Source organism: Geobacter benzoatilyticus (assembly GCF_017338855.1).
Taxonomy (GTDB): domain Bacteria; phylum Desulfobacterota; class Desulfuromonadia; order Geobacterales; family Geobacteraceae; genus Geobacter; species Geobacter benzoatilyticus.
This window is the reverse complement of the sequence record NZ_CP071382.1, coordinates 3,459,333-3,473,562: the sequence shown is the minus strand read 5'-3', so window position 1 is coordinate 3,473,562 and position 14,230 is coordinate 3,459,333. Positions and strand designations below refer to the sequence as shown.

Here is a 14,230-nt window from a genome sequence, read left to right as displayed (position 1 = left end):
TGAAAAAGGCGGGGTGTTCCCCGCCTTTTGTCATTTCGCCGATAAAGTTATGTCGCCGTACCATGCCACGGCATCTTCGCCGGTGTTGTCGGTGTCGGTCATGATGGCAATTGCCCCGGCCCGTGGCGGTTCTTCTCCGAAAAGCTTCACGTAATCCTCATGGATGTTCCGTTCCTCTGCGACCCACCTCCCGGCATTGGCCGGGCCGCTTTCCACCGCCACCATCCGGATGTTCTTCGGCGCGAAGGCGTTCGGGACGGAAGCTCCCTTGGCCAGCCTGTTTGCCCAGATGTAGTTGACGGCTCTCGTCTGCCAGAAGAAGGTCCGGGGGAATACCACATATACCCTGGCCGGGTAGTCGTCCCCCGCACGGCTCTGTTCGTCGCCCTTCTTCATGGTACCGCTTACTTTCCACGACCAGCGGAGTATCGGGTTCTGCCGGGAGTCGAATTTAATACGGTAGATGAGCCCCGATGCCGAGCCGTGGCTCTCCGCCTTCAGAACGTTGTGTTCCCCTTCCCGCACAAGGGTGTAGACGCTTTTCTTCTTCCCCCGAAGGGTCTTCTCTTCCCATCCCGACATATCGCCCGTGCTGAACCGGCCTACCGTAGTTATGGCTGCAAACGCGCTTCCCGCCGCAATGAGGACGATGATCAAGGGTATTGCCTTCATGTTGTCTCCTCTATTTGTCATAGTCTAACAATTTTGGCCGCTCAGTGAAAGGCTGAAGAGCCCGTTGTCTGGTAGACTTTCGATATTGGTAATGCTTGTGTCAGGGAGTCAACCCATGGCTATGGATGCCGGCAGCGATGAGAATATGAGGCTGAAGCGAATATTCGAGGCGGATCGCAGTGCGCTTCCCCCCGATGGCGGAAATGAGTTCAACCGGCTCATTTTCGCTACTAGTCCCTATTTGTTGCAGCATGCCGACAATCCGGTGGACTGGTACGAGTGGGGGGACGAGGCCTTCGAGCGGGCCAGAACCGAAGACCGGCCGGTTTTTCTCTCCATCGGCTATGCAACCTGCCACTGGTGCCACGTGATGGCCCATGAATCGTTCGGGGACCCTGAAGTCGCCGCAGTGCTGAACCGGGATTTCGTGGCCATCAAGGTGGATCGGGAAGAGCGTCCGGATATTGACGAAACCTACATGCGCGTGGCCCAGCTCATGAACGGCAGCGGCGGGTGGCCCCTAAACGTCTGCCTGACTTCCGAGCGGGAGCCCTTCTTTGTGGCCACGTATATCCCCAAACATTCACGGGGGGGGATGCCGGGGGTTGTGGAAATCCTCGGCCGGATCGCCGATGTCTGGGAAACAAGGCGAGAACTCATAAGGGGCAACTGTGACGCCATCCTCGACAGCCTCCGGCGTCTGTCCGCCGCGGCGCCGGGAGAAATCCCCGGAGAGGAACCGCTCCATGGCGCGCGGCGCCTGCTTGCCGCCATGTTCGATGGGGCCCATGGCGGTTTCGGCCAGTCCCCCAAGTTTCCCATGCCCCTAAACATTTCATTTCTGCTCCGCTACAGCCGTCGTTTCGGAGATTCCGGGGCGATCGCCATGGCCGTAACGACGCTGGAAGCGATACGCTGCGGAGGGATCTTCGATCAGATCGGCTTCGGTATCCACCGGTACAGCGTCGACAACCGCTGGCAGATTCCCCATTTCGAGAAGATGCTCTATGATCAGGCACTGGTTGCCCTGGCGGCTGTGGAAGCGTTTCAATGCACGGGGCGTGGCTTCCTGCTGGAGATGGCGGAGGAAATCTGCGATTTCGTCCTGCGCGAGCTGGCGGCGCCCTGGGGTGGCTTTTATTCTGCCCTTGATGCTGACAGCGAAGGCGAGGAGGGGCGTTACTATGTCTGGACGCCGGCCCAGGTCCGGTCGATAGTCGGCCAATTGGAGGGGGAACTTTGCTGCCGCTTTTTCAACGTGAGCGAAGGGGGGAATTTCGAGGGGGCTAACGTCCTTTCCGCCCCTGTTTCTCCCGATGACTTTGCCCGGAGGGAGGGGGTGACGGTTGCAGGGCTCCTCGAAAAAATAGAGCGTTGGCAGAAGCTGCTTCTGGCGGAACGGGAGGGGAGGGTGCGCCCGTTCCGGGACGAAAAGATAGTGACTTCCTGGAACGGGCTTATGATAGCGGCTCTTGCCCGGCTTTATTCGGCCGGCGGGGGAAAGCGGTTCATCGTGGCGGCGGAGGCGGCGCTTGCGCGCATCAACCGGGATTTGCGCATACCCGGCGGAAGGCTTCTTCGGAGCATCCACAGGGGAGAAGGCAGGGTTGCGGCTTTCCTTGAGGATTACGCTGCGCTCCTGACCGGAGTTCTTGCTCTCTACGAAGCGACCCTTGAGAAGCGGTATCTGGACGAAGCCTGCTCATTAGCACGGGATATGCTCCGGCTCTTCTCCGGAGACGGCCCCGGGCTCCATGACACGGGGAATGATGCCGACACGGTTCTATTGCGGGGACGCCAGGCCTATGACGGAGTGATCCCCTCTGGCAACGGGCTGGCCGCTGCCGGTCTTGTCAGGCTCGGCAGGATTGTTGATGATGAACAGTTTACGAAAAGCGGAGAGGAAATCGTCCGTGCTTTTATTGCCGGTGCCGGGAGCCAGCCTACAGCTCATCTACAGACCCTCATGGCACTGGATCTGCTCCTGCGACCGGTGGTGGAGGTGATCATCGCCGGAGGTGGAAAAGGCGAGCTTCACGCCATGCTTTCTGAGATCGGCAGAAGATTTGTGCCGGGGCTGGTTCTTAAGAAAGAACCTGCCGGGATTGATGGAATGACTGCAAGCGTTTGCGCTGCCGGCGCATGCCGTCCCCGCGTAGCGTCTCCCGGCGAGTTGGGCCGCCTCCTGGACGGGATAATCGCCGAAATCTTTCCGGCGTCTGCTGCCGGAGAATACCGCGAAGGATGAAGCCGTTTCCGCTTGCAGTATCTCGGGTCATGTCCTGCCCCGGTTCGACGGGATGAAACCCTTACCGCTCCCCCCTGTATTTGTGATACATAAACCCGTTGTTTGCAATTTCATACTTAGAACTTGTCCGTAAATAAGCTTTGCGGTCCCGCATCCCGTATTTACGGCATCTTTGCCTCGGCCTCAATCGCAAAATCCTCAACGTAGCCTTACTACGACTGCGGTTTTGCTCAATCGGTCAAGTCAAATCTGCCCCAAGTCCGGGCGCGGTCCTCGCGGCAGTTGTTTACGGACAAGTTCTTAGCCCCCCTGGAGGGTGCATGTCAGAAAAGAAGCAGATTGTCCGGGCAGCAGGCGTGCTCGGTTTTGCGACGACCCTGTCGCGTGTTCTGGGAATGGTGCGCGACATGGCGGTGTCGCGTCTTTTCGGGGCAGGTCTTGCCACCGACGCTTTTTTTGCCGCGTTTCAGATTCCTAACATGCTTCGCAGGTTTTTTGCCGAAGGGGCACTCACCTCGGCTTTTGTTCCCACGTTTTCCGAGTGGCTTACCCGGAAAGGGGAGGAAGAGGCGCGGGAGCTGGCCAATACCTGTTTCACAATCCTCACTATCGTCATGGCGGCTGTTACACTGATAGGTATCATGCTATCGCCGGCGATAGTTTCTCTCATGTTCCCCGGATTCAAGGCCGATCCTGCCAAGTTCGAACTGACAGTGTTCCTGAACCGGCTCATGTTTCCGTACATCTTTTTCATCAGCCTCGTGGCCCTTTGCATGGGGATTCTAAATACCGTCCGTCACTTTTTCACCCCGGCCATTTCCACCGTTTTCCTTAATATATCCATGATTCTTTGTGCATGGCTGCTCCACGACAGCTTCCAGGTGCCGATCACCGCCCTGGCGGTGGGGGTTATCATCGGAGGCTTCCTGCAACTGGCACTCCAACTTCCGACCCTCTGGCGCAAAGGGTTTCCCATTCGTCCCCGCTTCGACCCCGGACACCCTGCCGTGCGCAAGATTGCCCTCCTCATGGGACCGTCGGTTTTCGGCGTCGGCGTCTACTACCTGAATATTACAGTCGGCAACATACTTGCTTCACTCCTCCCCCAGGGGAGCGTTTCTTTCCTTTATTACGCACAGCGCCTTTTCGAGTTTCCGCAGGGTATATTCACCGTATCCGTGGCCCAGGCGGTTCTCCCTTCCATGAGCCGCCAGGCTGCTGCCGGCGAAATCGACCAGCTGAAGGACTCACTTTCCTTTGGATTGAGACTGACCCTTTTCATCACCATTCCGGCCACAGCAGGGCTGATGGTTTGTGCAACCCCGATTTTCAGCCTTCTTTTCATGGGGGGCGAGTTCGATTATGCCAAGGCGGTCAGCTCGGCCGAGGCCCTTTACTACTATTCCATAGGATTATCGCTGGTGGCGCTGGTGCGGGTTCTGGTCCCCGCGTTCTATGCCCTGAAAGATACCAAAACTCCGGTGGCGATTGCCTTTGCCGCCTTTGTGCTTAATGCCCTTTTCAGCCTCTTGCTCATGGGGCCGCTGAAACATGGTGGGCTTGCCTTGGCTTCATCCCTTGCTGCTTTGGGGAATATGGGGCTTCTTCTCTTTTTCTTGCGACGCAAGATCGGGCCCTTTGGCGGGAGGAAAATCATTACTTCAGGTTTTAAAGCTTTTGTGGCATCTATCCCCATGGCATTTGCCGTACGGTGGGGCATGGGGCTTGCCGACTGGTCGGCGGCCGGGGAAAAGATCATGAAGACCGGCGTGCTTATGGGTTCCATTGGCGCTGGCGTGGCAATATTTATGGTGGTAGCCCATGGGCTTCGGTGTGACGAAGCCCGCGAGCTGGTGAGTCAGGTGAGGCGCCGGTTGGTTCGGTAGGATATTCCGGCTCGGCTCTGCTGGGATACCCTTGAAAAGGCAGAATTTCACATGGTTATGAACAGGTTTTTTCCAATCCTTCTTGCTGGAGTTTCATAGTGTTTCTCTAACATGGTGAAATATGGTTGGTTAGGGTAAAGTCTTTGCAAATCAATATGTTACAGTGTGATTAAAAAGTGAGCAGAAAGTAATAACCTTACAATTCAGCATTCCTTTGACTATTCATCAACACTGTTGTTCACAGGTTATGCACAGAAAATGTGGAAAATCGGTTACAGTGTTGAAAAGACGTAACAATGGAGTTATTCTTCTCCCCGTTCCCGCTTTTTCGCTTCATCCCACAGTGCTTCCATCTCATCCAGAGAAGCGTCTTTCATTGAAACTCCCCGCGCGTGCAATGTGCTTTCAATATGGCCGAATCGTGTCGTGAAGCGGGTAATGGTTTTCCGGAGGGCCTCTTCCGGATCGATGGAGAGAAACCTCCCGAGGTTGACGATGGCGAAAAGAAGGTCGCCCAATTCCGCCTCCATCCGCTCCTGGTCGCCGGCTATCATTGTCTCCTCAAACTCGTGCAGTTCTTCCATTACCTTGGCAAATACTTCATCCACGTGGGACCAATCGAAGCCGACCCGCGCTGCCTTCTCAGTCACTTTCTGTGCTTTCATGAGAGCTGGAAGGTGCGGGGGGACCCCGGACAGGGCCGATTTCCGCTCATCCTTCTTTTCTTTCTGCTTGAGGCGCTCCCAGTTTTCCAATTGTTCCCGGCTGCTTTTTATGACCTGGTCGCCGAATACATGGGGATGACGGTTCACAAGCTTCTCCGCCAGTCCCGAAAGCACCTCGTCCATGGAGAACGTGCCTCGCTCTTCTGCGATTACGGCGTGGAACACCGGTTGCAGTATCAGGTCTCCCAGTTCTTCCCGGAGCATTTTGGACGATCCGGCGTCAATAGCCTCAATTACCTCGTAGGATTCCTCCAGCAGATACCTCTTCAGGGATTCATGGGTTTGTTCCGCATCCCAGGGGCAGCCACCCGGTCCCCGCAACCGTCGCATGATTTCCATGATCTTCTCGAATCCTGCGCCCTCATTTTTCATGTTGACTCTCCCGTCGTAAAACATAACGGGGCATCCGTTTGGATGCCCCGTGCAAAGCAATAATATTCGCCTATTGGCTATCCGCCCTTGAGATATGATTCCAGAAAGCCACGCTTGTAGTCGGAAAAACGTCCGTTCTCGATGGCAGTGCGGATTTCCGCCATCATGTTTAGATAAAAGTGAACGTTATGGATGCTGGCGAGTATCGCCGAGAGGACTTCATTGGCGTTGAAGAGATGGTGCAGGTAGGCCCTCGTGAAGTTTCGGCAAGTGTAACAGGTGCAGTTCGGCTCAATCGGATAAAAATCGCGCCGGTACTTGCGGTTGGTGAGGCGTATCCTCCCCCTGTTGGTGAAAAGGGTGGCACTGCGGGCGTAGCGGGTCGGGATGACACAGTCGAACATGTCCATACCCCTCTCTACGCTTTCAAGGATATCCTCGGGAAGTCCCACGCCCATGAGGTAGCGGGGTTTGTTTTCCGGCAGGAATGGAGCCGTGTACTCTACTACTCTTTTCAGAAGCTCCAGCCCTTCGCCGACGGAAACGCCGCCGATGGCGTAACCGGGCAGGTCCAGTTGCACCAGTTCCTTGGCGCACATGGCACGAAGGTCCTCAAATACGCTCCCCTGGACAATGCCGAAGAGCGCCTGATCCTTTCGCGTCTGTGCTTTTTTGCACTGCTCGGCCCAACGGAGGGTCTTGCGGGTTGATTTCGCCGCGTACTGGCGGTCGCAGGGATACGGAATGCACTCGTCAAAAGCCATGATAATGTCGGCGCCAAGTGCTTCCTGTATCGCTATGGCCCTTGCCGGGTCGAGGAATACTTCTTCTCCGGTCACCTCATGTTTGAAGTATGCCCCGTCCTCGGTTATCCGCTTGTTGGGAAGAGAGAAAACCTGGAACCCGCCGGAGTCGGTGAGAATCGGGCCGTCCCACGCCATGAAGCTGTGCAGTCCCCCGGCCTTGGCAACAAGTTCTTCGCCGGGCCGGAGATGAAGATGATATGTGTTCGAGAGGATGATCTGCGCACCGGTCTCAGTGACCTGCGCTGGAGTCATTGCCTTCATGGCGGCATGGGTGCCGACCGGCATGAAAATGGGGGTTTCGATAGTGCCGTGGGGGGTTGTCAGTGTCCCTCGACGAGCACCGCATGATGGGTCTTTTTTAGTAAGCTTGAATTTCATATTGCCTTTTGAGGTCATTTGGATTAAAACGCCATTAAATTAATGAATATTCAGTATCTTTGCATCATTTCAGCAGCATTGTTAGCAGAAGCGTCTTGAAAAAGCAATCGTGCAATGGGTTGTTGGGGACGCTTGGTGCAGACTCCGGCAGTCCTTAAAGTCTCCCCTGTTGAGTATCGGATGTTCACTATTTCTTTAGTGCAGATACTCTTCATTATTCCGCATTTACTCCCTAGCCGGATGAGTTCCGCGCCAGCCGTTCACAAGTTCAGGCTGGTGAAGCGTCCGCACCCCATTTGAAGCCACTTTTTTTATTGCTTTTCCCTAAAACGACGTTTAGTATACAGTATACAAAATAATATTAGAAAAAATACATGTTGTTCAGGTTGCTCTTGATTGATGGTTTAAATAAATATCCTTGCAAGGGAGGAAACTGTGGACAATTGTAAGGAATGGCGGGCACCTCCGCAAACGGTTCAAGGGCTTTCTCCGTAAGGCCGTTTGGCCTTTCCTCCCGGGGTTGCACTCCGTGAGGCGAGATTCACCGGCGGCATTAGCATTGAATTTTATTTAGCACAACGAATACGCGCAAAAGGATACCATTATGCAACTGTTCACGAGTACTGTGGGAAGAAAAGTCCTTATGGCGATCACCGGTCAGCTTATGGTGCTGTTTGTTATCGTCCATATGCTTGGAAACTCATCCATCTTCATTCCCGGCGGCATAAACGCATATGCCGAGCATCTTCATGCACTTCCACCCCTGGTCTGGGCTTTCCGTGCCGTCATGCTTGTAGCGGTATGTATCCATGTACTCTACGGTGTAACGCTGAGCCTTGAGAACCGTGCTGCAAACCCTGACGCTTATGCGGTCAAGAACCTCAAGAAGGCTACCTTGTCGAGCACTAGCATGCTCTATACGGGGCTTCTGCTCATTGCCTTCATCATCTATCACCTTCTTCACTTCACCATTCGCGTCACTCCGGACATAAGGCTTGGTGTTGATGCCCTCGGCCGTTTTGATGTCTTTGGCATGGTGACCCACAGCTTCTCCCTCGGGATTGTCGTGTTCATTTATGTCGCGGCGATGGTTGTGCTGTTCCTTCACCTCTCCCATGGGATTCAGAGCTTCTTCCAGACGATGGGCTGGAATAATGAAAAGTCTCTCCCGGTTTTCGGCAAGATTGGCAAGGTTGCGGCCGTTGTTCTTCTTCTCGGCTATGCGTCCATCCCGCTCTTTATCGTTACCGGCATTCTGAAAGGTTAGGGGGTTCAAGTGATACTCGACGGAAAATGTCCGACTGGACCAATTGAGAAAACATGGGACAAGCACCGCTTCGATATGAAGCTGGTCAACCCTGCCAACAAGCGTAAATACAAAGTTCTGGTGGTTGGTACCGGCCTCGCCGGTGGAGCTGCTGCCGCATCGCTCGGCGAACTTGGCTACAACGTAGAGGCATTCTGTTATCAGGACAGCCCCCGTCGCGCCCACTCCATTGCTGCACAGGGCGGGATCAACGCTGCCAAAAACTACCCGAACGATGGCGACAGCATCTACCGTCTCTTCTACGACACCATCAAGGGCGGTGACTTCCGCGCCCGTGAGGCTGACGTCTGGCGCCTCGCCCAGGTTTCCAATAACATCATCGACCAGTGTGTGGCACAGGGTGTTCCTTTCGCCCGTGACTACGCCGGCTACCTGGACAACCGTTCCTTCGGCGGCGCCCAGGTTTCCCGTACCTTCTATGCTCGCGGACAGACGGGCCAGCAGCTTCTGCTCGGCGCCTATTCGGCTCTTGCCCGCCAGATCAAGGCCGGGACCGTCAAGATGTTCCCCCGCACCGAAATGCTCGACCTGATCGTTGTCGATGGCGAGGCCAAAGGGATCACGGTTCGTGACCTGGTGACCGGCGAGATCCGCAGCCATGTTGGCGACGCGGTTGTTCTCTGCACCGGCGGCTACGTCAACGTATTCTACCTTTCCACCAACGCCATGGGGTGCAGCGTTACTGCTGCCTGGAAGGCTCACAAAAAAGGCGCCTTCTTCGCAAACCCCTGTTACACCCAGATTCACCCGACCTGCATTCCGCAGCATGGTGACAAGCAGTCCAAGCTGACCCTCATGTCCGAGTCGCTCCGGAACGACGGCCGCTGCTGGGCTCCCAAGAAAAAGGGTGATAAGCGTGCACCGGGCGAAATTCCCGAAGAAGAGCGCGATTACTATCTCGAGCGGAAGTACCCGAGCTTCGGTAACCTTGCACCGCGTGATATCGCTTCCCGTGCCGCAAAAGAGCAGTGTGACGATGACCGCGGCGTCGGACCGGGCGGCCGGGGTGTTTACCTCGATTTCGCCGCTTCCATCAAGCGCCTTGGGGAAGACACAATCCGGGAGCGTTACGGCAACCTCTTCGAGATGTACGAGAAGATTACCGACGAGAACGCTTACAAAGTACCGATGCGTATCTACCCGGCTCCCCACTATTCCATGGGTGGCCTCTGGGTTGACTACAACTGCGAGAGCAACGTTCCGGGCCTCTTCGTTCTGGGTGAGGCAAACTTCTCGGTTCACGGTGCGAACCGTCTCGGCGCGAGCGCCCTCATGCAGGGTCTTGCCGACGGCTACTTCGTCATACCGTATACCATTGCCAATTACCTCGCCAGGACAACTCCGGGCAAGGTCAAGGCCGACAACGCCGAGTGCAAGAAGTCGGTTGAAGATGTGAATAACAATCTCAAGAAACTCATGTCGATCAACGGTAAGAAGACTGTCAGTGAGTTCCACCGCGAACTGGGCCGGATCATGTGGGAGAATGTCGGCATGGCACGCAGTGAGCAGAGCTGCAAGGAAGCCCTCAAGAAGATTCCTGCACTCCGTGAAGAGTTCTGGAAGAATGTCAAGGTGAGCGGATCTGGCGCCCAGTTCAACCAGGATCTGGAGAATGCGGGCCGTGTTGCCGACTTCCTGGAATTCGCCGAACTTCTCACCCGTGATGCCCTCTACCGTAACGAGTCCTGCGGTGGTCACTTCAGAGTCGAGCATCAGATGCCCGACGGCGAAGCGAAGCGTGATGACGAAAACTTCTGCCATGCCGCCGCATGGGAGTTCAAGGGAGTTAATGCCGAGCCTGAACTCCACATTGAGCCGTTGAAGTTTGAAAACGTCCATCTGGCAATAAGGAGCTACAAATAATGAGCCACGACAATACAATGAATCTTACTCTCCATGTTTGGCGCCAGAATGGCCCAAAAGATCCAGGAAAGTTTGAGGTCTACGAGGCCAAGAATGTAAGCCCGGACGAGTCGTTCCTTGAGATGCTCGATGAGGTCAACGAAGAACTTATCAAAGCCGGCAAGGAGCCCATCGCATTTGATCACGATTGTCGCGAGGGTATCTGCGGCATGTGCTCCCAGGTGATCAACGGGATCCCCCACGGCGGTCTGGAGCGGACCACGGTCTGCCAACTCCATATGCGGATGTTCAAGAACGGCGACACCATCTATATCGAGCCGTGGCGCGCCCGGGCATTCCCGGTCGTAAAAGACCTGGTAGTCGATCGTTCTGCCCTCGACACCATCATCCAGGCTGGTGGTTACACCTCTGCCCATACTGGCGGTGTTGCAGACGGCAACGCTATCATGATTCCCAAGCCCGAAGCCGATTACGCAATGGATGCCGCTGAATGTATCGGTTGCGGGGCCTGTGTTGCCGGTTGCCCCAACGGATCGGCCATGCTATTTACTTCCGCCAAGGTGTCGCAGCTTGCCGTGCTTCCCCAAGGCAAGGCGGAGGCGGCTCGTCGCGTAAATGAGATGACAGGGGCACTGCAAGAGTGTGGATTCGGTAACTGCACCAACCACTATGAATGCCAGGCTGCCTGCCCGAAGGGCATCAACGTCAAGTTCATAGCCACACTGAACAGGGAATACCTTAAGTCTATGTTCTAGGAAAATTTTATTTTTCAGTATGAACCGTAAGTTCTTGCGGTATGATGGGGCGGATTTAATTATCCGCCCCATTTTTTTGGGCAGGAGCGAAGATATGATGGTAGCAGTTTTGCGGATGACGATGCGCCTGAACAGGGATATTGCCGACCGGTATTTTCTGTTTCGCGTCCGGCATGATTTCCAGAGTGCATTCCGCCAAATAACAGGTTGCATGAGCGATGCTTGCGGCCTATGCGTTTCAAGGGAAGAGTGCCCTTATCGGCTGATTTTTGCCCAGGAGCTGAGTGCTGACCCTGCTGCTGTAAAGAGGCACCAGAAGCCACCCCTTCCGTTTGCCTTTTCTTTTCCGGTGTTTCCCTCGCCACCTAACGCCGGTCATGATTTTGTGATTCGCCTTTCGTTAGCGGGGACCGCAACCCGGTTTGTCGGGGAATTTGTGGAGGCATTAAAATTTCTTTTTACGATTCAGCCTGAGCGTAATGGGAGTTTAATGGACCTTGTGCGTATAGATTCTCTTGACTACCATGATGAGCCTACGCTTCTATGGTCGAAAGATGGGGTAGTCGAGGCCTTGGATGCCGTTACTCTCCTGGAAACAGATGGCCTCCGTGACACGCGACTTATGGGTTACTCCGGGGAAATGAAGCTTCAACTTGAGACACCGCTGAAGCTGATGCATGAGGGGCGTATGATGCGGGAATTTAAATTCACGCAATTTATGCGAACCCTTATTCGACGTATATCATCCCTTGCTGCTTACTATAGTGATGATGATCTTTCGATGGACTTCAGATGGCTCAGTTCCCTCTCTGAATCAGTGGTAGTTTTGCAAAATTCGACCAGGTGGGTGGAGTGGGGCAGGGGGGAAGGAGATGGTAAGTTGGCGGGACTGACCGGAGATGTGAAGTTAAAGGGGATCCCTGATGAATTTATCCCGTTTCTGCTTTTGGGTGAGTTCCTTAACTTGGGAAAAGGTGCTGCGTTTGGCCTCGGCCGATTCTCCCTGTCCGTTGATGAATCGTGAAAGCCTTGCAATTCAAGGAGTTTGTGTTACCACTTTAGTGTCATTGCATTGAAATGGATTGCCGGAACTCGATTTTACGGGGAGTTCCGGCGTTAAGGAGCCATCCATGGGCCAGTCGGTCTGGAAGCCGTTTTTATGGGTTTTTGTACTGATTATTGCGTTCAATCTACTGTATGGCTATTTCGTCCGCCAGACCGCTGAAGGTGGCGGAACAATTTCGTACAGCCGCTTCAAGGATGAGCTTGCCGCTGACAACATCAAGCAGATTACCATAAAGGGCAATGGGATCAGAGGGGAGTTCCGGAAAAAAGTGCAGTTGCCCGGTACGGTTCCCGGACAGTCGGCAGTACGTGAAGTCACCAAGTTTACCACGGTAAAGCCTGTCATCGAAGACCCGACCCTCATGTCTGATTTGCAGGCCAGGAAGGTGGATGTTACCGCTGTAACAACGGAGACATCTCCTCTCCTCAGCGGGTTCCTGTACATTCTTCCCTGGATTCTGATCCTCGGGGTCTGGTGGTTTGCAATGCGGGGAATGCGGGGGCAGGGCCCCGGCGCAATGATGGGAGGTTTCTCCAAGTCCGGTGCCCAGATGTATACGCCTGGGGAAAAGAGTAATGTGACGTTCGACGATGTGGCCGGTATGGAGAACGCCAAGCTGGAGTTGAGGGAGATCGTCGATTATTTGCAGGATCCGAAGAAGTTCCAGCAGATTGGAGGCAAGGTGCCGAAGGGTGTCTTGCTGGTCGGGCCTCCCGGCACCGGCAAGACGCTCCTTGCGCGGGCAGTGGCAGGCGAGTCCGGCGTGACCTTTCTCAGTATCTCTGCGTCACAGTTTATCGAGATGTTTGTTGGTGTCGGTGCCGGAAGGGTGCGGGATCTCTTTGCCACTGCCAAGAAATCGGCACCGAGCATCATATTCATCGACGAGCTCGATGCCGTGGGGCGCAGCCGTGGCGCGGGGCTCGGCGGCGGACATGATGAGCGGGAGCAGACTTTGAATCAGCTTCTTTCCGAGATGGACGGCTTCGACCCCCATGTTGAGGTAATCGTCATGGCGGCCACCAACCGCCCCGACGTTCTGGACGCAGCGCTGCTCAGGCCGGGCCGCTTTGACCGCCATGTGGTAATAGACCGCCCCGACTGGCGGGATCGGGAGAAAATCCTGCAGGTACATACGCGCAAGATCCCCATCGACAAAGATGTGTCCCTTGCGGTGATTGCCCGGGGAACGCCTGGCATGACCGGTGCGGACCTGGAAAACCTGGTGAACGAGGCGGCCATCCTGGCGGCGCGGGAAAATTCCACCATGGTAACCATGTCTCATCTTGAGCGGGCCAAGGATAAGGTTCTCATGGGTGGAGAACGGAAGATGTACATAACTGAAAGGGAAAAGCGGATTACCGCCTACCATGAAGCCGGGCACACTCTGGTGGCGAAGCTTCTCCCCGGCACCGACCCTGTCCACAAGGTTACAATCATCCCGCGGGGGCAGGCCCTGGGAGTGACTCAACAGCTACCCGAGGACGATCGCTATCACTACTCCAAGACGTATCTATTGAATCGCCTTTCTGTTGCCCTCGGGGGGAGGGTGGCCGAACGGACCGTTTTTTCCGACCTTTCAACCGGAGCCCAGAATGACCTTAAAATGGTGAACGATCTGGCGGAAAAGATGGTTTGTCAGTGGGGAATGAGTGAGAAAATCGGTGCCATGACCTTCAGCCGGGGGGAGGAACACCCGTTCCTTGGCCGGAAGCTGGCAGAGGAAAAGACCTTTTCCGAGCAGATGGCATGGCTCATAGATCAGGAGATAGCGGCGGTAATCAAGGAGGCCGAAACCATAGCCGAAGGGATCATCGCCGGGAATCGGGAGAAGCTCGATATACTTGCGGATGCTCTAATCGAAGAAGAGACACTGGACGGTCGCCGTGTAGACCAGCTGCTCGGGCTGCCGGAAAGTCAGTAGATGATGATGTACCCGTGGTCCTGGGCAATCTTGGATATCTCCAGGGTGTCTTTTATCCGGTAGGTCTTTCCCTCCAGGGTGAAGATGTAGCCGTCTTCGCCGTCTGGTACGGCACTCTCCATAAGGGTTTCGAACATGGCGGTCTTTATGGTTTCCATGGAATAAAATCCTCCTTGTTAATAATGGCAACCGATTCAGGAAGTTTTGA

General features: G+C 55.0%; 11 protein-coding genes. 7 read left to right on the top strand and 4 right to left on the bottom strand.

Annotation, left to right across the window (positions count from 1 at the left end; all coding sequences use genetic code 11):
* Positions 1-30: 30 nt before the first annotated feature.
* On the bottom strand, positions 31-672 hold the full coding sequence (locus tag JZM60_RS16115; protein WP_207163410.1) for a DUF3047 domain-containing protein: 642 nt from the start codon (positions 670-672) through the stop codon (positions 31-33).
* Between the two features lie 115 nt (positions 673-787).
* Between JZM60_RS16115 and JZM60_RS16110 the strand changes: the two genes are divergently transcribed.
* Entirely contained in the window at positions 788-2,920 is a 2,133-nt protein-coding gene (locus tag JZM60_RS16110; protein WP_207163409.1) for a thioredoxin domain-containing protein, read from the top strand.
* 320 nt (positions 2,921-3,240) lie between these two features.
* A complete protein-coding gene (gene murJ, locus JZM60_RS16105; RefSeq protein WP_207163408.1) occupies positions 3,241-4,806 on the top strand; it encodes a murein biosynthesis integral membrane protein MurJ in 1,566 nt (521 codons plus the stop codon).
* A gap of 302 nt (positions 4,807-5,108) precedes the next feature.
* Here murJ and mazG read toward each other — a convergent pair whose 3' ends face one another.
* Both mazG and tgt read right to left on the bottom strand, forming a co-directional pair.
* Entirely contained in the window at positions 5,109-5,903 is a 795-nt protein-coding gene (gene mazG / locus JZM60_RS16100) for a nucleoside triphosphate pyrophosphohydrolase (RefSeq protein WP_207163407.1), read from the bottom strand.
* A 77-nt stretch (positions 5,904-5,980) separates the two neighbouring features.
* Entirely contained in the window at positions 5,981-7,087 is a 1,107-nt protein-coding gene (tgt, locus tag JZM60_RS16095; protein ID WP_207163406.1) for a tRNA guanosine(34) transglycosylase Tgt, read from the bottom strand.
* A 604-nt stretch (positions 7,088-7,691) separates the two neighbouring features.
* Here tgt and JZM60_RS16090 point away from each other — a divergent pair.
* From JZM60_RS16090 to ftsH, 5 genes are all read left to right on the top strand, one after another.
* Entirely contained in the window at positions 7,692-8,354 is a 663-nt protein-coding gene (locus JZM60_RS16090; protein ID WP_207163405.1) for a succinate dehydrogenase cytochrome b subunit, read from the top strand.
* A gap of 9 nt (positions 8,355-8,363) precedes the next feature.
* Entirely contained in the window at positions 8,364-10,277 is a 1,914-nt protein-coding gene (locus JZM60_RS16085) for a fumarate reductase/succinate dehydrogenase flavoprotein subunit (RefSeq protein ID WP_207163404.1), read from the top strand.
* On the top strand, positions 10,277-11,032 hold the full coding sequence (locus JZM60_RS16080) for a succinate dehydrogenase/fumarate reductase iron-sulfur subunit (RefSeq protein WP_241426299.1): 756 nt from the start codon (positions 10,277-10,279) through the stop codon (positions 11,030-11,032). The genes JZM60_RS16085 and JZM60_RS16080 overlap by 1 nt, the downstream gene beginning before the upstream one ends.
* Positions 11,033-11,126: 94 nt before the next feature.
* Positions 11,127-12,056: a CRISPR system precrRNA processing endoribonuclease RAMP protein Cas6 gene (gene cas6 / locus JZM60_RS16075; protein ID WP_207163403.1), complete on the top strand. Its 930-nt coding sequence runs from the start codon at positions 11,127-11,129 to the stop codon at positions 12,054-12,056.
* A gap of 106 nt (positions 12,057-12,162) precedes the next feature.
* Positions 12,163-14,022: an ATP-dependent zinc metalloprotease FtsH gene (ftsH, locus tag JZM60_RS16070; RefSeq protein ID WP_207163402.1), complete on the top strand. Its 1,860-nt coding sequence runs from the start codon at positions 12,163-12,165 to the stop codon at positions 14,020-14,022.
* On the opposite strand, the gene JZM60_RS16065 is transcribed toward ftsH, so the two are convergent.
* Positions 14,016-14,180 carry a hypothetical protein gene (locus JZM60_RS16065; protein ID WP_207163401.1) on the bottom strand — a complete coding sequence of 55 codons (165 nt, stop codon included), beginning with the start codon at positions 14,178-14,180 and terminating at the stop codon, positions 14,016-14,018. The genes ftsH and JZM60_RS16065 overlap by 7 nt on opposite strands.
* Positions 14,181-14,230 lie beyond the last annotated feature (50 nt).